Below are 20,496 nucleotides of genomic sequence, written 5' to 3'. Positions count from 1 at the left end.
CAAATTCATCCCGCAGCGCAGCAAATCCAAAGCCGCTCGCGACGTGCTATGTTTACCGCCATCACGGCCTGCAAACCGCGTCATCTCAGGCCAGTCACACCCGGCCGACACCATAAAAATCAACGCAAGCGAGACAGCGGCGGGCTAAAAAAATCGTGGCATCGTTTTTGCATATTGCTGTTCCAACACACTCTTTTCAGGAATTCACATGACTGCGCACATGACCGCATCCTCACCCTGCATCACCGGCTGGAACCACTCCCAATTCGGCAAACTCGACGGCATCGATCCGGAGGCGCTGATAGGCCAGGTCGCCAAGGCAGCCATCGAACACGCCGGCCTGACGCCGGAAGACATCGGCTCCATCCATATCGGCACCTTCAACGGCGGCTTTCTGTATCAGGATTTCCCCTCGTCGCTGGTGGTCAACACCCTGCCTGCGCTGCGCTTCAAGCCTGCCGTACGCGTCGAGAACGCCTGCGCCACCGGTTCGGCAGCCATCCACTCGGGCATGCAATCGATTTTGTCCGGCCAGGCCAAGCACGCGCTGGTGATCGGCTTTGAAAAAATGACCGAGCTCGCCACGCCGCAAGTCGGCGAAGTGCTGCTGAAATGCTGCTACGCCAAGGAAGAAGCCGGCATCCCCGGCGGCTTTGCCGGCGTGTTCGGCAAGATTGCGCAGGCCTACTTTGATCGCTACGGCGATCAGTCGGACGCGTTGGCCGCCATTGCCGCCAAGAATCACAAGAACGGCATGAGTAATCCTTACGCCCACATGCGCAAGGATTTCGGTTTCGATTTTTGCCGCAATGTGTCGGAAAAAAATCCCTTTGTCGCCGGCCCGCTGAAGCGCACCGACTGCTCGCTGATCTCCGACGGAGCTGCCGCGCTGGTGCTGAGCGCCGCCGACGTCGCCAAGACCATGCAACGCGCCGTGACCTTCCGCGCCGCCGTGCACGTCAACGATTTTCTACCGCTGTCGCGCCGCGACCCGACACGCTTTGAAGCCGGAACGCTGGCATGGCAGCAGGCATTGAAACAAGCCGATCTGAAACTGTTGGATCTGTCGCTGGTTGAAACGCACGACTGCTTCACCATTGCAGAGTTACTTGAGTATGAAGCCATGGGCCTGGCCGAACCCGGCCAGGGCGCACGGGCGATTCTCGACGGCGTCACTGCCAAGAACGGCCGCCTGCCGATCAATCCTTCCGGCGGCCTGAAGTCCAAGGGCCATCCGGTCGGCGCCACCGGCGTATCGATGCACGTAATGGCGGCGATGCAGGCCAGCCATGATGCGGGCGACATGCAGATCCCGAATGCGCGCTATGCGGGTGTATTCAACATGGGCGGCGCAGCGGTCGCGAATTACGTCAGCATTCTGGAACGCGTGCATTAATCTACCGGCGAAAATCTTTCTCCGTCATTCCAGCACACGCTGGAATCCAGTGTCGTGAAAGCGATCGATGACGGCACTGGGTCCCAGCATGCGCTGGGACGACAGCAGTAGGTGCAGCAAGCAATAGCGGCAGCAATATCAGTAGTACAGACCACATAAAAAAATACACACGAGCGAGACGATGTTAACCAAAGTAATGAACCTGGGGCGGCTTCTATCCGACGTCGCCCGCCGCTTTCCCGATGAACCCGGCCTGATCATCGGCGACGGTACGCCGGACGGCAAGGGCGACAAAATCGCCACCTGGAAACAAATCAACGACCGCGTCGACACCCTCGCCCACTCGCTGCAAAAACTGGGCGTGAGCAAGGGCGACAAGATGCTGGTTCACTCCCGCAACAACCTGCAGATTTTTGAAAGCGCCTGGGCGGCATTCAAGCTGGGCATGGTATGGGTCCCGACCAACGTGCGAATCACGCCGCCGGAAGCTGCGTATCTCGGCCAGTCCAGCGGCGCCAGCGTGATGCTGTACGATCGCGGTTTCGCCAACTACGTTGACGCGGTAAAGGAAGTTTCTCCCGCACTGAAACACGTCATCGCGCTGCAAGAGCCGCGCGCGGGAGAACTCGATTTCGAAACGCTCGCCACTGCGGCGGGCGCGCACCAGTCTTTCGACGAAGTAGAAGTCGATTACGAAGACCCGCTGTGGTTCTTCTACACCTCAGGCACCACCGGCCACCCGAAAGCAGGCATGCTGTCGCACGGCCAGATGGCCTTCGTCGTCACCAATCACCTCGCTGACTTGCTGCCCGGTCTGACGCATCAGTCGCGCTCGCTGGTCGTCGCGCCGCTGTCGCACGGCGCCGGCATCCACGCTGTCGTCAACACCGCGCGCGGCGCAGCCAGCATCCTGTTGTCGACCGAACGCCTGGTGCCGGAAGAAGCCTGGCAACTCGTACAACGTCACCGCGTCGACAACATGTTCACCGTGCCGACCATCGTCAAGATCCTCACCGAAGACGAATCCGTCGACCGCTACGATCACAGCTCCCTCAAACACGTCATCTACGCCGGTGCGCCGATGTACCGTGCCGATCAGGTGTATGCCCTGAAGAAACTCGGCAAGGTGCTGGTGCAGTATTACGGCCTCGGCGAAGTCACCGGCAATATCACCTTCCTGCCGCCGTACATGCACGAAGCGGATGACGCTCATCCGAAAGCGCGTGTCGGTTCCTGCGGCATGCCGCGTACCGGCATGGAAATCGCCATCCTCGATGACAGCTGCAAAAAATTGAAGGCATTCGAAACCGGCGAAATCTGCGTGCGCGGCCCGGCCGTCTTCATGGGCTATCACAACAATCCGGACGCCAACGCCAAGGCCTTCAAGGGCGACTGGTTCCACACCGGCGACCTCGGCCACGTCGACGAAGACGGCTTCCTCTACATCACCGGCCGCTCATCCGACATGTACATCTCGGGCGGCTCCAACGTTTATCCGCGCGAGATCGAAGAAGCGCTGCTGACGCATCCGTCGGTGTCCGAAGTGGCGGTGCTCGGCGTGCCGGATCCCAAGTGGGGCGAAAGCGGCATCGCCGTCATCGTCGCCAAGTCCGGCCAGACCGCAGACGGCGATGCGCTGTTGTCGCATCTGGAGAGCCGCATCGCCAAATACAAATGGCCGCGCCGCTTCGTGTTCTGGGAGACCATGCCGAAATCCGGTTATGGAAAGATTGTCAAAAAGCAGATCAAAAGTTTGCTTGAGGAGAAAGGTGACTATCGTTTATGAAAATTTCCAACAAGTCCGCCGACGGCCATCCGGGCTTTGTCGAGGTACGCAAGTTTCTTCACGCCGGCCAGCAGAGCTACCCGCGCACGCTGGATCTGGAAGCCAATCCGGCGGAAGAATTACGTATCACGCTGCAACCCGGGACCAAAGTCGGCGAAGCCCTGCGTGAAGTACTGAACCGTTATGGCCAACGCGGTGGCGTCGGCCGCATGTGCGGCGGCACCGCGCGCAAGCTGCACTACCACCGCATCGAAAACACCCGCGACGCCAACCGTCCGTACGACTACGGTCCGCCGCACGTATTGGAAGGCGTGATCACCTTCGTCACCGGAGCGATCACGGTCGGCCAGAATCAGGAAGGAAAAATACTGCTGCATTGCCACGCCGGCTTCCTTGACGGCGATGGTGCGATTCACGGCGGGCATTTATTGCTCGACACGGTGGAAGTGGGCGACGATCCGCTCATCATCCGCCTGTGCTTGTTTTCCCAGGGCGCTTTCGTCGTCAACAGCGATGAAGAGACGCTATTCAGTCTATTGCATCCGACACCCATGGAATCATGATGACGACATCGACACTGACAAAAAATACAGAGACACTTACTAACGACAACGACATTCAGGTAGAAGAAGGCACACTGGGAAAACTGGTGATGGCCCGACTCAAGCCCAATCAGGACCTCACTGAAAGCGTGGAAGCGCTATGCCGCCAATACGGCATGCAAACCGCCATCGTGCGCGGCGCCATCGGCAGCCTGATCGATGCGCATCTGGAATACGCCACGCCGACCGGCTGGCGGGAAATGGAAATCAACGGGCCTGGAGTGGAGATACTGAATGTCTTCGGCGAGATCGGATTTTCCGGCGGTAAGCCGCATGCGAATCCGCTGCAAGGTGTGGTGGCGGATGTGGAGGGGAAGATTTTTGCGGGGCGTTTTGTGCGGGGGGCGAATCTGTCGTTCATCACGATTGAGATTACGCTGCAGGAGTGGATTCCCAAGCATGGGCAGCAGGTTTTGCATGCTTGATTTTTTCTTGCCTGGCTGATGAAGGCGGCTCTCTTTTTGGGCCGCTTTTTGTTTGCGTGCAGCTTGTTCCGTCACGCTGCTTAGGCAGGTTGGATTTTTCTTTCTTCGGACGACCGTGCCGGGGGTAGCCCGGCGGCTACTCTCAAGCGGACTTCGAGACTGGCTCGCTTCGCATCGCCAGGGGACGAAAATAGTTTCATCTTATCTGACCTCCTTGGCTTTTTCGTTCCAACGCAGGTTGGAACCCGGCGTCGTGAAAACGATTGAATGATGCGCTGACGCCACTGGGTCCCAGCGTTCGCTGGGACGACGAAATAATTAGCTACAGAGAATATTGAAAGCGCGATGCCGAAGGCGAGCCGGTTTCGCCTTCCGCTTATGAGCTGCCGTTGGCGACGCGCACAAATCGGAACCGCTCACGCTCCCACCAACGCTGCATCCAACAACTCAATCCAATGCTTCACCGGCGTATCCGTCCCCGACTGCAAATGCGTCAGACACCCGATATTCCCCGACACAATCATGTCCGGCTGAGTCGCCTGCAAATTATGAAGCTTGTTGTCACGCAAACGATAAGACAGCTCCGGCTGCAACACCGAATACGTCCCTGCAGAACCGCAACATAAATGACTGTCAGCGCACAGCTTGACGTCGACGCCGGCGCTGCCAAGAATCTGCTCCACCTTGCCGCGAATCTTCTGCCCATGCTGCAAAGTGCACGGCGGATGATAGGCCACGCGTTTACCGATCTTGCCCTTGAGTTTGCCGGCCAACTCGGCTTCGAAGTCAGGCAGGATCTCGCTGATGTCGCGCGTCAGTTGCGAGATGCGATGCGCCTTGGCGGCGTAGGCAGCGTCGTGCTGCAGCAGATGGCCGTATTCCTTGACGGTGGCGCCGCAGCCGGAGGCGTTCATCACGATCGCTTCGACGGTGAATCCTGCCGAGCCGTCCACATACGGCCACCATGCGTCGACATTGCGGCGCATGTCGTCGAGGCCGCCATCCTGGTCGTTGAGGTGATAACGAATCGCTCCGCAGCAGCCGGCTTTCGGCGGAACGACCAATTCAACGCCGAGTGCATCCAGCACGCGTGCAGTTGAGCTGTTGATGTTGGGCGACATGGCCGGTTGCACGCAGCCGTCGAGCATCAGCATCTTGCGCGCATGGGTGCGCGTCGGCCACTGGCCTGCGTCCTGTTTCGGCGGCACCTTGTTCTGCAGCTTTTGCGGCAGCAGCGGGCGCACCAGCTGACCGGCCTTCATCGCCGGGTTGAACAGCCACTTGTTCGGCAACAAGGTTTTGAGCGTCGTGCGCACTACGCGCTGCGCGAACGGACGCGGCACCTGATCTTCGACCACCTTGCGGCCGATATCGACCAGGCGGCCGTATTGCACGCCCGATGGACAAGTGGATTCGCAATTGCGGCAGGTCAGGCAACGGTCCAGATGCGATTGCGTGGCGGCGGTGGCTTGCTTGCCTTCCAGCACTTGCTTGATGAGATAGATGCGGCCGCGCGGGCCGTCCAGTTCGTCGCCCAGCAATTGATAGGTCGGGCACGTCGCCGTGCAGAATCCGCAGTGCACGCAGGAACGCAGAATGGCATCGGCTTCCTTGCCTTCGGGAGTGTCGCGGATGAAATCGGCCAGATTGGTTTGCATAGATTAGAACTCGCTGTACATGCGACCGGGATTGAAAATGCCGGACGGGTCGAAGGAGGCTTTGAGATTGCGGTGGATTTTGGCAACTGCGGGCGCGAGCGGATGGAACACGCCGACGCTCTTGTCGCCGCCGCGATACAGGCTGGCGTGACCGCCTGCCGCGACCGCCGCAGCGCGAATCGCCTCCGCGCTTGCATCGCCGCGATACCAGCGCTGCGCGCCGCCCCATTCAATCAGTTGCGCACCGGCTAACGGCAGAGGTTGCGCTACCGATGGCAAGGAGATCCGCCACAACGGCGCCGCGGTGTCGGCAAAGAAGCTGTGACTTTGCTCACGCAAATCGCGCCAGAAATCGTCGCCGTTGGTCAGCTCCGTGCCGCCCAGTTTTTTCTGCGCGGCATCGACGGCAGCCTGCGCCCCCGACAGGCGTATGGTCAGCACGCCGTTGACCCAGGCGCTGGCCGACACCGGCAGCGGCTGGCCGCCCCATTCGTTGAGCAAACGGATCGCATTGGCCTCGTCGACCTCGAACACCCGCGTGCTGCTCGCAAACGGCTGCGGCAAGACCTTCAGCGAAACTTGCAGAATCAGACCGAGCGTGCCGAGCGAACCGGTCAACAGACGCGAGACGTCATAGCCGGCGACGTTCTTCATGACCTGGCCGCCGAAGTGCAGGACTTGTCCTTGCGCATCCATCAGATCGGCGCCGAGCACGAAGTCGCGCACCGATCCGCTGAACTGGCGGCCCGGTCCGGACAAGCCTGCGGCGACCATGCCACCGACGGTCGATATGCCGCCGAAGCGTGGCGGCTCAAATGCCAGCACTTGATTATTGGCGGCTAACGCCGCGTCGATCTCCGACAGCGGCATACCGCAACGCGCGGTGATCACCAGCTCGGTCGGCTCGTAATCGACGATGCCGCTGTAGGGTCGCGTGTCGAGCACTTCGCCGCGCAGTTCCTGGCCGTACCAGTCCTTGGTGCCACCGCCGCGGATCTGCAACGGCGTTGCGCTTGCCGTGGCCGCGACGATGCGTTCTTTGAATATGTGCAATGGTTCGGTCATCTTCAGAATCTCGGCAAATCCGGGAATTTGATCTGGCCGCGCTGCACATGCATCTTGCCGTACTCGGCACAGCGATGCAGCGACGGGATCGCCTTGTCGGGGTTGAGCAGGAAAGCCGGGTCGAAGGCGCGCTTGACCTTGAAGAAGGCTTCTCGTTCTTCCGACGAAAACTGCACGCACATGGAGTTGATTTTTTCGATACCCACGCCATGCTCGCCGGTAATGGTGCCGCCGACTTCGACACACAGCTCGAGAATTTCGGCGCCGAACAATTCGGCGCGGTGAAATTCATCCGCGAGGTTGGCGTCGAACAGAATCAAGGGATGCAGATTGCCGTCGCCCGCATGGAACACGTTGGCGCAGCGCAAGCCGTACTTGCCTTCCATCCTGGCGATGCCGAGCAGGACTTCCGCCAGCTTCTTGCGTGGAATGGTGCCGTCCATGCAGTAATAATCCGGAGAGATGCGGCCCGCCGCCGGGAAGGCGTTCTTGCGGCCCGACCAGAAGCGCAGGCGCTCAGCTTCGGATTGCGATACGGCGATGGCGGTAGCGCCGCTGGCGTTGAGCACTTCGCTCATGCGGCCGATTTCTTCCTCGACTTCTTCGGTGGTGCCATCGGACTCGCACAGCAGGATCGCTTCGGCGTCGATGTCGTAGCCGGCCTTGACGAAAGGCTCCACCATCCGCGAACTGGTCTTGTCCATCATCTCCAGGCCGGCCGGGATGATGCCGGCGGCGATCACGTTGGCGACGGCGTTGCCGCCCTTCACCACGTCGTCGAACGATGCCATGATCACGCGCGCCTGCTGCGGTTTGGGCACCAGCTTGACGGTGACTTCAGTAACGATGCCGAGCATGCCTTCTGAACCGATGAATACCGCCAGCAGATCAAGGCCGGGAGCATCGAGGCCGGCGTTGCCGAGTTCGACCACATCGCCTTCGATGGTGACCACGCGCACGCGCAAGACGTTATGGACGGTCAGGCCGTATTTGAGGCAATGCACGCCGCCGGAATTTTCAGCAACGTTGCCGCCGATGGAACAGGCAATCTGCGAAGAAGGATCGGGCGCGTAGTACAGGCCATAAGGCGCGGCCGCTTCCGAGATCGCCAGATTGCGCACGCCGGGCTGCACCACGGCAGTCCGTGAGTACTTGTCCATGCTGACGATCTTGTTGAACTTGGCGGTCGACACCACCACGCCGTCGGCAATCGGCATCGCGCCGCCGGACAAACCGGTACCGGCGCCGCGCGGGACGATCTGGACTTTCAGATCATTGCAAGTCTTGAGGATGGCGACCACCTGCGCTTCGTTCTCAGGCAAGACCACGACCATCGGCAACTGGCGATAGGCGGCAAGGCCGTCGCACTCGTAAGGACGGGTGTCTTCTTCGTCGAACAGCACGCAATGCGGCGGCACCACCGCTTTCAGCGCGGCAACCACCTCGCGCTGACGCGCGGGAGAAAATAAGGGAGCAACTGGGGCGTTCATGCGTGACCTCGTTTGGCTTTGGGCTGGGACGCGGCGATGACGGTAGTTTTAGTGTCGGCTTATGGTTGCCGATATTGAATGCTTGTCTCGCTGTTGTCTTCGCAATGCCTGAAGTGTAGCGAATTTCGGCTCGGGATAGCGAAAAGCGTGGCTTGGGTGCACTGAAAAGAATTCACGCCGCGCTATGAATAACTTTCAGGGACTTCACCCGTGCCGACGCGTGAAGAAAGCGTCGCTGGCAAGGCGCAGCGACGCAGACAGTGCGCGAGCACGGCAAGGAGTTGCAACGCGGCCAGCGGCGGTTTCTTCGCGCGTCAGATGTTCTTGAAGGCGTTCTGCAGCCAATCGATGAAAGCATCCACTTCCGGCCGCTCGCGAATCTGCTTCTCATACACCACGTAATAGGCATGCGGCGGCGTACGCAGGCGGACATCGAACAGTTCGACGATTTCACCGCGTGCCAGCAGTTCTTCCGCGAAATGCTGACGTGTGAGGCCGACGCCGTAGCCGTGGCGCACCGATTCCAGCAACAAGCCGAGATCGTCGACGCGCAGGCCGGTAGACGGTTCCGGCCAGTCCTTGAGGCCTGCGGCTTCGAACCATGGCTGCCAGGGTTCCAGCGCCGAGCGCAGCAGGTTGGCGTGTTGCAGGTCTTGCGGCGTCTTCAGCGGTGCGATGGTCTTGAGATAGACCGGGCTGGCGACGGCAAAGGCGGGTTCTTCGAACAGTTTTTCGGTGACGAAGTTGGGATAGTTGCCGGCGCCGAAACGGATTTCGACGTCGCTTTCGGACAGGCTCAGGTCGTACAGCGGCACCGACAGATACATCTCGACGGTGATGTCGGGAAAGCGCTGCGTGAACTCGGCGATGCGCGGCACCAGCAAGTGGCGCGCAAAGGTCGGCGGCAGCATGATCTTGACCTTGGGCTGCACCGTCGCATTGCGATGCGGCATCGGGAAATCGGTCAGCGTGCGCAGCGCGGAACGCACGACGTCGAGATAGCGGCGGCCGAATTCCGACAGGCCGATGGAACGGCCGTCGCGATAGAACAAGCGCTCTCCGACAAAATCTTCCAGCAGGCGAATACGATGCGACAGCGCCGAAGGCGTGATGCAGAGTTCTTCGGCCGCGACGGCGAACGAGTTGTGACGCGCCGCAGCTTCGAATGCTGAAAGGGCATGGACGGGAGGGAGGCGTGTTGCCATGTCTTGTTTTACCTGCTGTTGTGCTGTTGCGCTGTTGTAGTGCGGGACGGCCTCATGTCCGATGGCGCGTCCCGGTGTACTGCCTGATGATGTTTAAGCGACGATAGGTCTGACTACCAACGAACAATCTTGCCCGGGTTCATGATGTTCTTCGGGTCGAGTGCATGCTTGATCGCGCGCATGACGTCGATGGCGCCTTCGCCGTGCTCCTGCACCAGGAAATCCATCTTGTGCAGGCCGACGCCGTGTTCGCCCGTACAGGTGCCGTCCATTTCCAGCGCGCGTGCAACCATACGCGCATTGACGCCTTCAGCGCGGGCGATGTCGGCCGGATCGTTGGGATCGACCATCATCTGCACGTGGAAGTTGCCGTCGCCGACGTGGCCGATGATGGCGTGGATCAGGCCCTGCGATTCGCAATCGGCTTTGGTCTCCAGCACGCATTCGGCCAAACGCGAAATCGGCACGCAGCAGTCGGTGGAAATCGCGCGTGCGCCGGGACGCAGTTGCAGCAGTGCAAAGTAGGCGTTGTGACGTGCGGTCCACAGACGCGTGCGGTCCTCCGGACGTGTAGCCCATTCGAAGCCGAGCGCGTTGTTGTCGCTGGCAAGTTCCTGCACCATCTCGGCCTGCTCTTTGACGCCGTTCTCGCTGCCGTGGAATTCAAACAGCAGCAGCGGGTTCTCTGGCAGCGTCATCTTGTCGTGGGCGTTGATCGCCTTGACGCCGTTTTCGTCCAGCAGCTCGACACGCGCCAGCGGCACGCCGACCTGGATCGCCTGGATCACGGTGTTGACGGCATCTGCCACGCTCGGGAAAGAACAGATGGCCGCAGAGACCGCTTCCGGCTGCGGGTAGAGGCGCACGGTAACTTCAGTGATGATGCCGAGCGTGCCTTCGCTGCCGACGTAGACGCGGGTCAGATCGTAGCCTGCGGAAGATTTCTTGGCGCGCGTGCCTGTCTTGATGATGTTGCCGTCGGAGGTGACCACCGTCAGCGCCAGCGTGTTTTCGCGCATGGTGCCGTAACGCACGGCGTTGGTGCCGGAGGCGCGGGTCGAGGCCATGCCGCCGATGGAAGCGTCTGCGCCCGGGTCAATGGGGAAGAACAGACCGCTATCCTTGATTTCCTGGTTCAGCTGTTTGCGCGTGACGCCGGCCTGCACGGTGGCGGTCAGATCTTCGCCGTTGACGGCCAGCACCTGGTTCATCTGCGACAGATCGATGGTGATACCGCCTTGCAGCGCCAGCACGTGGCCTTCCAGCGAAGTGCCGGTACCGTATGGGATCACGGGGACTTCATAGCTGCTGCACAGCTTGATGAAGGCGGCGACTTCCTCGGTGGTGTGGGCGAACACGACGGCGTCGGGCAGCATCGGATCGTAAGAGGATTCATCGCGGCCGTGATGCTCGCGCATGGCCTGGGTGGTGGAAAAGCGGTTGCCGAACAAGGCCTGCAAGGATGTCAGCAGCGCCTCGGGAACTGGCTTGCGCAGTTTCTGCGCATCAACGATATGGTTCATTGCTTGTCTCTCTGTCTGTTGGAATAGTGACGCAAGGGAATATTGCTCCATGCCGGAAACGCACCGGAACGCTGATGCAGCGGCCCGCCCTCTCGTCAAAACCTCTATGGGATTTTACTCTCTTGCCGCAGACATATTTTATATTTGTCTGACAACTTGAGCTTTGAACGCAGATTTTTGGCCTATCCTTAAGACTTTTGTTTGCAGAGAAAAGTATGGGCAATCGACTTTCCAAAATCGCAACGCGCACCGGCGACGACGGCAGCACCGGACTCGGCGACGGCAGCCGCACGGCGAAAGATCATCCGCGTATTCATGCGCTGGGCGAGGTGGACGAACTCAACTCGCACATCGGCCTGCTGTTGTGCGAAGACTTGCCGGCGAGCTTGCGCGAGGAATTGCTGGCGATCCAGCATGACCTGTTCGACCTGGGCGGAGAGCTGTGCATTCCCGGCTACAGCCTGATTACCGAGACCCAGGTGGCGCGGCTGGATGCGCTGCTGGAGAAGTACAACGCCGATTTGCCGCCGCTGAAAGAATTCATCCTGCCCGGCGGTTCTCGCGCCGCGGCGCAGATGCATGTGTGCCGCACCGTCTGCCGCCGCGCTGAACGTGCCGTGGTGACGCTGGCGCAAGCCGATGCGGTGAATCCACAGCCGCGGCAATATCTGAATCGTTTGTCGGATCTGTGTTTCGTGCTGTCGCGGGTGCTCAATCGCTATGCGGGCGGCAGCGATGTGCTGTGGCAGAAAGGTCGTACAGAAGACGAAAAACAGTAATGATATAAATCATAATAAAAAAGCGGCCGAAGCCGCTTTTTTTACGTCGTCATTCTCGTACTCAAAAACTACTCAAGCGTTGTTGACCACCAGACGCGGCTCATCCTTGCCGAAGCGCTGCACGATCGATGCCGCAATACCTGCACCGTCAAGGCCGCAAGCAGCCAGCAGCTGCGTTGCATCGCCATGATCGATGAAGCGGTCCGGCAAACCCAGATGCAGCAAAGGCTTGACGATGCCGGCTTCGGCCAGCGCTTCTGCCACCGCAGCACCGGCGCCGCCCATGACGCAGCCCTCTTCCACCGTCACCAGCGCGTCATGGCTGGCGGCGAGTTGCCTGACCAGTTCGACGTCCAACGGTTTGATGAAACGCATGTTGGCGACCGTCGCATTGAGCTGATCGCCCGCGGTCAGCGCCGGCGCCACCATGGTGCCGAATGCGAGAATCGCGATGCCCTTGCCTTCCCGGCGCACTTCGCCCTTGCCCAGCGGGATGGTAGTCAATGTTTTCTCGACTGCTACGCCGGTGCCGGAACCGCGCGGATAGCGCACGGACGCCGGACCTTTGTATTCGAACGCAGTCGACAGCATCTGACGGCATTCGTTTTCATCCGACGCCGCCATGACGACCATGTTCGGGATACAGCGCAGGAAAGCCAGATCGTAATTGCCCGCGTGCGTGGCGCCGTCGGCGCCGACCAGGCCGGCACGGTCCAGCGCAAACGTCACGTCCAGATTTTGCAGCGCGACGTCATGAATCAGTTGATCGTAGGCGCGTTGCAGGAAGGTCGAGTAAATCGCCACGACCGGCTTCAACCCCTCGCAGGCCATACCGGCGGCAAAGGTCACGGCATGTTGTTCAGCGATGCCGACGTCGTAATAGCGATCGGGGAATTTCTGTTCGAACTTGACCATGCCCGAACCTTCGCGCATCGCCGGCGTGATGCCGACCAGGGTCTTGTCCTGCGCGGCCATGTCGCACAGCCATTCGCCGAAGACTTGCGTGTAGGTCAGTTTGCTGGCCGCAGCCGGCTTGATGCCTTCGGCCGGATTGAACTTGCCGGGACCGTGGTACAGCACCGGATCGGCTTCGGCCAGCTTGTAGCCCTGGCCTTTTTTGGTGACCACGTGCAGGAACTGCGGGCCTTTGAGGTTTTTCAGGTTTTGCAGCGTCGGGATCAGCGAATCGAGATCGTGGCCGTCGATCGGGCCGATGTAGTTGAAACCGAATTCTTCGAACATGGTGGCCGGGACGATCATGCCCTTGGCGTGTTCTTCGAGGCGCTTGGCCAGCTCCAGCATCGGCGCCGGCAGCATGGACTTGCCGACGTTCTTGGCCTTGGCGTAAAACTGCCCGGACATCAGCCGTGCCAGGTAGCGATTGAGCGCGCCGACGGGCGGCGAAATCGACATGTCGTTGTCGTTGAGGATCACCAGCAGATTGACGTCTTCGCAGATGCCGGCGTTGTTCATCGCTTCGAATGCCATGCCGGCAGTCATCGCGCCGTCGCCGATGACGGCGATGGCGTGGCGGTCTTCGCCCTTGGTCTTGGCGGCCAGCGCCATACCCAGCGCGGCGGAAATGGAAGTCGATGAGTGCGCGGTGCCGAAGGTGTCGTACTCGCTCTCGGCGCGGCGCGGGAAACCGGAGATGCCGTCGAACTGGCGCAGCGTCGACATCTGGTCGCGGCGGCCGGTGAGGATCTTGTGCGGATAGGTCTGATGGCCGACGTCCCAGACGATGCGGTCTTCCGGCGTGTTGAAGACGTAGTGCAAGGCAATCGTCAATTCCACCGTACCGAGATTGGACGAAAGATGTCCGCCGGTCTTCGATACCGAATCGAGCACGAAGGCGCGCAGCTCGTCAGCCAATGGCTTCAACTGGGTGCGCGGGAGTTGCCGCAGATCGGCTGGACTGTTTATCGTATTAAGCATGCTGGGTTGATCACCGTTAATTTGCTACTGCGAAGATGGCGTGGGCCGGGTCATGTTGTTTTGCTGCGGTCACTGCACTCTTCGTACTCTTTGCGTACTCTTTGTTCTCTTCGCTATCTTTGCTATGCCTTGCGCTGCACGATCAGATCGGCCAGCTCATGCAGGCGGCGCGCCTTGTCGCCGAACTGCTCCAAGGCCCGATGCGCATCGCCGCGCAGCTTTTCCGCCAGCGCCTGCGATTCGCTCAGACCGAGGATCGATACGTAGGTCGGCTTGTTGTCGGCGGCATCCTTGCCAGCAGTCTTGCCGAGCGTAGCGGAATCCGCCGTCGCGTCGAGAATATCGTCCACCACCTGAAACGCCAGACCGATGGCGCCGGCGTAGGCTTCCAACGCGGCCGTTTCCGCCGTCGACAGCAACTTGCCGCTGTAGGCGCCGAGCAAAATCGATGCGCGCAACAGCGCTCCTGTTTTGAGCCTGTGCATCTGCTCCAGTTCCGCCAGCGACAAAGTCATGCCCACACTGGCCAGATCGATGGCCTGACCGCCGCACATGCCTGCCGAACCTGCGACCTCGGCCAGCAGATGCACCATCTTCAGCTGACGCGCGGCCTGCTGTTCATCAACGATCTCCGCCAGCACGGCAAACGCCTGCGCCTGCAAGGCGTCACCGACCAGCAAGGCAGTCGCTTCGTCGTATTTCACGTGAACGGTGGGCTTGCCGCGGCGCAAGGCATCGTCATCCATGCAAGGCATATCGTCATGCACCAGCGAATAGACGTGAATCATTTCCACCGCGGCAGCGGAACGCGCCAGCAGTTGCTCCGAAGCATCGAACAGTTCACCGGCGGCATAGACCAGCAACGGCCGCACGCGCTTGCCGCCGTCCAGCGCCGTGTAGCGCATGGCCTGATGCAGGCGGGCCGGCATGTGGGCTTCCGGCGGCAGGTAGGTGTCGAGCGTGGTTTCCATGCCCGACTGGATATGTTGCATCCAGTCCAGAAAGGACGAAGTGGCACCGATTCTGGCGTTCATTCTCGATCCTCATCATCGGCAGAACCGGCGACACCGCCGGCCAGCGGCTTGAGCATGTCGCCTTCGAGTACTTTGACCTGGCTGTCGACCTTGTCCAGCTGGGCGGCGCAGAACTTGACCAGTTCGGCGCCCCGCTTGTATGCCGCGACGGAAGCTTCCAGCGGCAGTTCGCCCGCTTCCATCTGGACGACCAGTTGTTCCAGCTCTTCCATCGCTTCTTCAAACGAGGCGGGCGAGCTGGCTTTGACAGGATTCTTTGGCATAGTGGCTATTTTCGAATATAGCCCGTTATTTTAGTGCAAACCGCCACAGATAGGCGTCCGACCGCGAATTTGATCCTCATTTACGCGGTCGAACGCCCCAGATACCCCGGTTTTATGGTACTATCCGCGGTTCTGTCCAAAATTTCCTCTTCATATTATTTGAACCCAGGTTTTTGCGGATTCTTTCTCTCTTAGGTTGGTGCAAATTAATTTGGGGGCGGGGATGTCCGATCTTGCTACTTTTGCCAAACTGGCGCGCTCAAACGCGCAATTGCCAGTAGACGTCTATTTTGACGCGGCGCTTTTCAAGCGCGAAATTCACCAATTGTTTCAGAAGGGCCCGCGTTACGCCGGCCATGAATTGATGGTGCCCAATGTCGGCGACTATGCAACGCTGCCATGGGAAAACGAAGGTCGCATGCTGGTGCGCAACGCGCAAGGCATCGATCTGCTTTCCAACGTCTGTCGCCATCGTCAGGCCAAAATGCTGGACGGCCGCGGCAATGCGCGCAATATCGTCTGCCCGCTGCATCGTTGGACCTACGACCTCAAGGGTGATCTGATCGGCGCGCCGCATTTCGGCGAAACGCCGTGCCTGAACCTGTCCAAAACGCCTCTGCAAAACTGGAACGGCCTGCTGTTCGAAAACAATGGCAAGGACGGCGTCGACGTCGCGGCGCAATTGCGGCAACTGGGCGTGAGCAAGGATCTGGATTTCTCCGGCTATCTGTTCGATCACGTCGAAGTTCACGAATGCGATTACAACTGGAAGACTTTCATCGAAGTCTATCTGGAAGACTATCACGTCGAACCCTTCCATCCCGGCCTCGGCAGCTTCGTCAGCTGCGACGACCTGAAGTGGGAATTCGGCAAGAACTACAGCGTGCAGACCGTGGGCGTCAATCACGGCCTGGCCAAGTCGGGTTCGCCGACCTACAAGAAGTGGCAGGAGCAGGTGCTGCGCTTCGGCAACGGCCAGCCGCCGAAGTACGGCGCGATCTGGCTGACGCTGTATCCGAACATCATGGTCGAGTGGTATCCGCATGTGCTGGTGGTGTCGACGCTGTGGCCGAGCGGCCCGCAGAAGACCACCAACGTCGTCGAGTTCTACTATCCGGAGGAAATCGCACTGTTCGAACGCGAGATGGTCGAAGCCGAACGCGCCGCCTACATGGAAACCTGTGTCGAGGACGACGAGATCGCCCTGCGCATGGATGCAGGTCGGCGTATACTGATGGATCGCGGCACCAGTGAAGTCGGTCCGTACCAATCGCCGATGGAAGACGGCATGCAGCACTTCCATGAATGGTACCGGTCGCAGATCGCAGTGCAGGAAAACTGAATCTCTCAGGAGCAGACATGCAGAAAGCACCGAAGATGCGATGGTCACGATGTAGCTTCATGACATCCATAATTTCAGACGAATTCTGCATCACCTCCGACTAACGCAATATCCGAAGGCAGCGCCGGCACCAGCTCGCGCTGCCTGTTTTTTTGTCATCGTTTTTGAATAGAGTACCGTCATGCAATCCCTCTGGATGCTTGTTGCTTCCTTCCTGTTTTCCATCATGGGCGTCTGCGTCAAGCTGGCCGGCGATCACTACTCCACCGCTGAAATCGTGCTCTGCCGCGGCATCGTCGGCGTCAGCTTCATCTACGGCCTGATCAGCATCAAGGGCGGCACACTGAAGACCCCCTACCCGCGCGACCACATCATCCGCGGCGGCGTCGGCGTGATCTCGCTGTGGCTGTGGTTCTACTCTTTCAGCCTGCTGCCGGTGGCGACCGCCACCACGCTGAATTACATGTCGTCGATCTGGATCGCCGCGATGCTGTTCGGCGTCGCCTGGTGGCAGGGCAAGAAGCGCTTCGAATGGGGTCTGGCCGGTACGGTGCTGCTCAGCTTCATCGGCGTGGCGCTGCTGCTGCGCCCCTCAATCAATTCAGAAGAACTGTTCGGCGGCGTGATCGCCTTGTTCTCCGGCGTGCTGTCGGCGCTGGTCTATCTGCAAGTGCGCAAGCTCGGCCTGCTGGGAGAGCCGGAATATCGGGTGGTCTTCTATTTTTCTTTCACCGGCCTGCTGGCCGGAATCGCCGGCAGCATCGCCACCGGCCGCGTGCCGTTCTGGCATGCGCACAGCGTCAAGGGCGTTGCGCTGATTCTGACCATCGGCCTGACGGCGACCATTGCGCAAATCGCCATGACGCGCGCTTATCGCCTCGGCAATACGCTGGTCACGGCCAATCTGCAATACACCGGCATCGTGTTTGCCAGTATCTGGGGTATGCTGATCTGGAAAGACGCGCCGGGCTGGCTGGGTTTTGCCGGCATCGCCATCATTTTGATGAGCGGCATCGTCTCCACGTTCTACAATCAACGTTCACAACAAACATCGAAGAATCTGCCGGCGATCGATCCGATTGCCACTGAAGTTTAGGAAAAATCATGACCTACGCTACGCTCATTTCCGCTGCCGAACTCGCCGCTCACGCCGACGATGCCAACCTGCTGATCGTCGACTGCCGCCACGACCTGACCAACCCTGAAGCCGGCCTTGATGCCTATCGCGCCGGACATATTCCGAACGCGCGCTTTGCGCATCTGGACCAGATCCTGTCCGGCGCCGGCAACGACGGCAAGTTCAAGGGCCGCCATCCGCTGCCGGAACGCCAGGACTTCATCGACGCCATGCGCGTCATCGGCGTCAATGCCAACACCCAAGTGGTTGCTTACGATGCCCACGGCGGCATGTTTGCCGCGCGCCTGTGGTGGCTGCTGCGCTGGGTCGGCCATGTACAGGTCGCGGTGCTGGACGGCGGCTTGCAAGCCTGGCAGGCGCAAGGCGGCGCAGTGACGACGGAAATGCCGGCAGCCACGCGCGGCGACCTGCAAGAGCAGTCTTCGCTGGTCACCACCATTGATGCCGATGGCGTGCTGGACAACCTCGACAGCAAAGCCATGACCGTGGTGGATGCGCGCGCAGCAGATCGTTATCGCGGCGAGAACGAGACGCTGGACGCCGTTGGCGGCCACATCCCGGGCGCGAAGAATCGCTTCTTCAAGGACAACCTGGCCGCCGACGGCAGCTTCAAATCACCGGAAACACTACGCGCCGAGTGGAGCGCAGTGATCGACAATCCGCAAACCGCCATCATGCAATGCGGTTCAGGCGTCACCGCTTGCCACAACCTGCTGGCGCTGGAAATCGCCGGTTTGCCGGGTGCAAAACTGTATCCCGGCTCGTGGAGCGAATGGAGTTCCGACTCGGTGCGTCCCGTTGCTACCGGTCCGCAACCCTAAGGCAGATTGCTGATCTAGATCGGCGTCGCTGCCTTCGGCGACGCCGACAATCCGGCGATAACGGCGATGGCGGCGATCTCCGCAACAAAAGCCTGCACAAACTGATCGACCATCACCGACGCGCCACGCCGATGCATCAGCACCACGGCGGACTGGAAATCCTCTTCCTTCAGATCGATGAAATGCACGCCGGAAACGGCGATAGCGCGCATGCTGTCGGGCACGATGGCGATACCGAAGTTGGCGTTGACCAGACTCAGCAGCGAGGCCTTGCGCGAAGTGGCGCGCGCCGGTTTGGGAAAGAAGCCGTGCGCAATGCAACGCTCCGCCACCAGATAACTCAGGCCGCCGCGATCGCGATGCGGCGTCGAGACGAACAGCTCGTCGCGCAAGGCGGCGATGTCAATGATGCTGTGCTGCGCCAGCGGATGCTGCAGCGACACGGCGGCCACCAGCTTTTCCTCGTACAGGGTGACGGTTTCCAGATGCGGATGCTTGCGCAGGATAGGAATGCGCGCAAGACCTAGATCAGCGCGCCCTTCTTCGATCTCCAATGCCTGATGTTCCGACGACGCTTGCGAAATCTCCAGCGTGACGCCGGGAAAACCCTCCAGTACCGTATTCAGACATGGCCCCAGCGGCGGCGACAGCGGCACCGAGCTGGAGTGCAGCAAGCGAATTGCACCCCGCTCGCCCTTGTCAATGTAGCGCGCCTGCGAAATGGCGTGCTCCAGATCCTCCAGTATCTTGCGGGCCTTGTCGTAGAACTCCTGCCCCGCCAATGTCAGCTCGACCTGCTTGGCATCGCGCCGCAGCAGCACGACGTCCATGTCCGACTCAAGCTCCTTGATCTGCCGGCTCAGCGCCGACTGCGCAATGTACAAACGCTCGGAAGCGCGCGTGTAACTACCGGCGGCGACTATCTCGACAAAGTACCTGAGCTGTTTGAATGAAATCATCGTGTCCGCATTGTGAACCGATCCTGCGCCTGCCGCTATGCCGTTTTGAGATAACAGCACGGCACATTTGATATTGGCGCAGGCGGTGCCGGCGGGACTACAGTAACGGCACGCCATCCCGGCAGCAGCTTAGAAAAAAGACAAGAAAGGGACTATCGTGTTTGAAACGCTACTTGTTACGCTCGGCTTCTTCGGCCTGCTCATCAGTGTGGTCGTCAAGCTGATGTGCCGTCCCGTCAAACCCCGTCCGGACGCCGCCAGGCGCTGATCCTGGCCCTTAATGCGCGTGCGCGTGGCGGGTCAACACCAGCACAATCACCACGCCGAGCGCAATCAGGATGACCTGCGGAATAGTTTCGCGCAACGTCGCGCGGCGTTGCATTTGTGGCATCAGATCACTGACGGCGATGTAGATGAAACCGGATGAGGCAAACACCAGCACGTAAGGAATCCATTCCATGCCGCGCTCCAGTGTGAAGTAACCCAGCACGCCGCCCAGCACTGCCATCAGACTGCAGATCAGGTTGTAGATGTAGGCGCGGGTACGGGAGAAACCGGCATTGAGCAGCACGATGAAGTCGCCGATTTCTTGCGGGATTTCATGCGCGATGATGGCCAGGCCGGTCACCAGCCCCAGATGCGGATCCGCCAGAAAAGCTGCCGCGATCAGGATGCCGTCGGTGAAATTGTGCAGACCGTCGCCGACCAGGATCATCCAGCCGGCCTTGCCTGCTTCGTGTTTGTCGTGGCCGTGATGATGGCCGTGACCGTCTTCTTCGTGATGATGCGAATGCCGCAGGATAGACAATTTTTCCAGCAAGAAAAACGCCAGCAGCCCGCCCAGCAATACGGCGAACAGCTTGTGCGGCTCCGCCGAAGATTCAAAGGCTTCCGGTAAGGCGTGCAGCAGCGACGTCGACAGCATGATGCCGACCGACAGGCTGACCAGGCGTTCGACCATCTTCGACAACAGCGCGAACGAAAAAATCGCAGCGGCCGTGATGCTGAACACTCCGGCAATCGTCGTGGCAAGCAGGATGGAAATCAGAGTGGAATTAATTTGTAGCCCCAATCG

At 60.0% G+C, this 20,496-nt stretch carries 18 protein-coding genes; 8 read left to right on the top strand and 10 right to left on the bottom strand.

All coding sequences use genetic code 11. The features are described from left to right. Positions 1-208 precede the first annotated feature (208 nt). The 4 genes from AC1RN6_RS23610 to AC1RN6_RS23595 all read left to right on the top strand — a co-directional run bounded on the left by AC1RN6_RS23610 (position 209) and on the right by AC1RN6_RS23595 (position 4,209). Positions 209-1,396: an acetyl-CoA acetyltransferase gene (locus AC1RN6_RS23610; protein ID WP_493007906.1), complete on the top strand. Its 1,188-nt coding sequence runs from the start codon at positions 209-211 to the stop codon at positions 1,394-1,396. A gap of 163 nt (positions 1,397-1,559) precedes the next feature. After that, positions 1,560-3,182 carry an acyl-CoA synthetase gene (locus tag AC1RN6_RS23605; RefSeq protein WP_493007918.1) on the top strand — a complete coding sequence of 541 codons (1,623 nt, stop codon included), beginning with the start codon at positions 1,560-1,562 and terminating at the stop codon, positions 3,180-3,182. Next, positions 3,179-3,745 (top strand): PCC domain-containing protein, encoded by a 567-nt coding sequence (locus AC1RN6_RS23600; RefSeq protein WP_493007905.1) that lies wholly within the window; start codon positions 3,179-3,181, stop codon positions 3,743-3,745. Before AC1RN6_RS23605 ends, AC1RN6_RS23600 begins: the two co-directional genes overlap by 4 nt. After that, positions 3,745-4,209, top strand: coding sequence for a PPC domain-containing DNA-binding protein (locus AC1RN6_RS23595; RefSeq protein WP_493007917.1), 465 nt, complete (start codon positions 3,745-3,747; stop codon positions 4,207-4,209). Before AC1RN6_RS23600 ends, AC1RN6_RS23595 begins: the two co-directional genes overlap by 1 nt. A gap of 416 nt (positions 4,210-4,625) precedes the next feature. On the opposite strand, the gene glcF is transcribed toward AC1RN6_RS23595, so the two are convergent. The 5 genes from glcF to AC1RN6_RS23570 all read right to left on the bottom strand — a co-directional run bounded on the left by glcF (position 4,626) and on the right by AC1RN6_RS23570 (position 11,150). Continuing rightward, positions 4,626-5,867, bottom strand: coding sequence for a glycolate oxidase subunit GlcF (gene glcF / locus AC1RN6_RS23590; RefSeq protein ID WP_493007903.1), 1,242 nt, complete (start codon positions 5,865-5,867; stop codon positions 4,626-4,628). A gap of 3 nt (positions 5,868-5,870) precedes the next feature. Further along, positions 5,871-6,932 carry a glycolate oxidase subunit GlcE gene (gene glcE / locus AC1RN6_RS23585; RefSeq protein ID WP_493007902.1) on the bottom strand — a complete coding sequence of 354 codons (1,062 nt, stop codon included), beginning with the start codon at positions 6,930-6,932 and terminating at the stop codon, positions 5,871-5,873. Between the two features lie 2 nt (positions 6,933-6,934). Then, on the bottom strand, positions 6,935-8,422 hold the full coding sequence (locus AC1RN6_RS23580) for an FAD-linked oxidase C-terminal domain-containing protein (RefSeq protein ID WP_493007901.1): 1,488 nt from the start codon (positions 8,420-8,422) through the stop codon (positions 6,935-6,937). A 314-nt stretch (positions 8,423-8,736) separates the two neighbouring features. Next, positions 8,737-9,627 (bottom strand): LysR substrate-binding domain-containing protein, encoded by an 891-nt coding sequence (locus tag AC1RN6_RS23575; RefSeq protein WP_493007900.1) that lies wholly within the window; start codon positions 9,625-9,627, stop codon positions 8,737-8,739. 113 nt (positions 9,628-9,740) lie between these two features. Next, positions 9,741-11,150: an FAD-binding oxidoreductase gene (locus tag AC1RN6_RS23570; protein WP_493007899.1), complete on the bottom strand. Its 1,410-nt coding sequence runs from the start codon at positions 11,148-11,150 to the stop codon at positions 9,741-9,743. Positions 11,151-11,365: 215 nt separating this feature from the next. On the opposite strand from AC1RN6_RS23570, the gene AC1RN6_RS23565 reads away from it, so the two are divergent. After that, on the top strand, positions 11,366-11,929 hold the full coding sequence (locus AC1RN6_RS23565; protein ID WP_493007898.1) for a cob(I)yrinic acid a,c-diamide adenosyltransferase: 564 nt from the start codon (positions 11,366-11,368) through the stop codon (positions 11,927-11,929). Positions 11,930-12,001: 72 nt separating this feature from the next. Here AC1RN6_RS23565 and dxs read toward each other — a convergent pair whose 3' ends face one another. From dxs to AC1RN6_RS23550, 3 genes are all read right to left on the bottom strand, one after another. Further along, positions 12,002-13,864 carry a 1-deoxy-D-xylulose-5-phosphate synthase gene (dxs, locus tag AC1RN6_RS23560; protein ID WP_493007897.1) on the bottom strand — a complete coding sequence of 621 codons (1,863 nt, stop codon included), beginning with the start codon at positions 13,862-13,864 and terminating at the stop codon, positions 12,002-12,004. A gap of 122 nt (positions 13,865-13,986) precedes the next feature. Beyond that, complete coding sequence (locus AC1RN6_RS23555; RefSeq protein ID WP_493007896.1) at positions 13,987-14,898, bottom strand: polyprenyl synthetase family protein; 912 nt, start codon at positions 14,896-14,898, stop codon at positions 13,987-13,989. Then, complete coding sequence (locus AC1RN6_RS23550) at positions 14,895-15,161, bottom strand: exodeoxyribonuclease VII small subunit (protein WP_493007895.1); 267 nt, start codon at positions 15,159-15,161, stop codon at positions 14,895-14,897. The genes AC1RN6_RS23555 and AC1RN6_RS23550 overlap by 4 nt, the downstream gene beginning before the upstream one ends. A 223-nt stretch (positions 15,162-15,384) precedes the next feature. Between AC1RN6_RS23550 and AC1RN6_RS23545 the strand changes: the two genes are divergently transcribed. From AC1RN6_RS23545 to AC1RN6_RS23535, 3 genes are all read left to right on the top strand, one after another. Continuing rightward, positions 15,385-16,503, top strand: a complete 1,119-nt coding sequence (locus AC1RN6_RS23545) for an aromatic ring-hydroxylating oxygenase subunit alpha (protein WP_493007894.1) — start codon at positions 15,385-15,387, stop codon at positions 16,501-16,503. A 181-nt stretch (positions 16,504-16,684) separates the two neighbouring features. Further along, the gene (locus tag AC1RN6_RS23540; RefSeq protein ID WP_493007893.1) at positions 16,685-17,599 is read left to right on the top strand and encodes a DMT family transporter; all 915 of its coding nucleotides are present in this window, start codon (positions 16,685-16,687) and stop codon (positions 17,597-17,599) included. 8 nt (positions 17,600-17,607) lie between these two features. After that, positions 17,608-18,462 (top strand): sulfurtransferase, encoded by an 855-nt coding sequence (locus AC1RN6_RS23535; protein ID WP_493007892.1) that lies wholly within the window; start codon positions 17,608-17,610, stop codon positions 18,460-18,462. Between the two features lie 14 nt (positions 18,463-18,476). Here AC1RN6_RS23535 and AC1RN6_RS23530 read toward each other — a convergent pair whose 3' ends face one another. Next, positions 18,477-19,421, bottom strand: coding sequence for a LysR family transcriptional regulator (locus AC1RN6_RS23530; RefSeq protein WP_493007891.1), 945 nt, complete (start codon positions 19,419-19,421; stop codon positions 18,477-18,479). Between the two features lie 277 nt (positions 19,422-19,698). Next, on the bottom strand, positions 19,699-20,457 hold the full coding sequence (locus AC1RN6_RS23525) for a ZIP family metal transporter (protein ID WP_493007916.1): 759 nt from the start codon (positions 20,455-20,457) through the stop codon (positions 19,699-19,701). Positions 20,458-20,496 lie beyond the last annotated feature (39 nt).

This window comes from Herbaspirillum sp. GW822-FHT03A08, from assembly GCF_058801885.1.
This window is presented reverse-complemented; position numbering and strand designations above follow the sequence as displayed.

Coding starts and splice junctions, on each gene's coding strand:
- AC1RN6_RS23545 (WP_493007894.1), top strand. CDS start 15,385: ATGTCCGATCTTGCTACTTTTGCCAAACTGGCGCGCTCAAACGCGCAA.
- glcF (WP_493007903.1), bottom strand. CDS start 5,867: ATGCAAACCAATCTGGCCGATTTCATCCGCGACACTCCCGAAGGCAAG.
- AC1RN6_RS23555 (WP_493007896.1), bottom strand. CDS start 14,898: ATGAACGCCAGAATCGGTGCCACTTCGTCCTTTCTGGACTGGATGCAA.
- AC1RN6_RS23610 (WP_493007906.1), top strand. CDS start 209: ATGACTGCGCACATGACCGCATCCTCACCCTGCATCACCGGCTGGAAC.
- AC1RN6_RS23575 (WP_493007900.1), bottom strand. CDS start 9,627: ATGGCAACACGCCTCCCTCCCGTCCATGCCCTTTCAGCATTCGAAGCT.
- AC1RN6_RS23530 (WP_493007891.1), bottom strand. CDS start 19,421: ATGATTTCATTCAAACAGCTCAGGTACTTTGTCGAGATAGTCGCCGCC.
- AC1RN6_RS23540 (WP_493007893.1), top strand. CDS start 16,685: ATGCAATCCCTCTGGATGCTTGTTGCTTCCTTCCTGTTTTCCATCATG.
- AC1RN6_RS23565 (WP_493007898.1), top strand. CDS start 11,366: ATGGGCAATCGACTTTCCAAAATCGCAACGCGCACCGGCGACGACGGC.
- dxs (WP_493007897.1), bottom strand. CDS start 13,864: ATGCTTAATACGATAAACAGTCCAGCCGATCTGCGGCAACTCCCGCGC.
- AC1RN6_RS23570 (WP_493007899.1), bottom strand. CDS start 11,150: ATGAACCATATCGTTGATGCGCAGAAACTGCGCAAGCCAGTTCCCGAG.
- AC1RN6_RS23595 (WP_493007917.1), top strand. CDS start 3,745: ATGACGACATCGACACTGACAAAAAATACAGAGACACTTACTAACGAC.
- AC1RN6_RS23535 (WP_493007892.1), top strand. CDS start 17,608: ATGACCTACGCTACGCTCATTTCCGCTGCCGAACTCGCCGCTCACGCC.
- AC1RN6_RS23550 (WP_493007895.1), bottom strand. CDS start 15,161: ATGCCAAAGAATCCTGTCAAAGCCAGCTCGCCCGCCTCGTTTGAAGAA.
- AC1RN6_RS23600 (WP_493007905.1), top strand. CDS start 3,179: ATGAAAATTTCCAACAAGTCCGCCGACGGCCATCCGGGCTTTGTCGAG.
- glcE (WP_493007902.1), bottom strand. CDS start 6,932: ATGACCGAACCATTGCACATATTCAAAGAACGCATCGTCGCGGCCACG.
- AC1RN6_RS23580 (WP_493007901.1), bottom strand. CDS start 8,422: ATGAACGCCCCAGTTGCTCCCTTATTTTCTCCCGCGCGTCAGCGCGAG.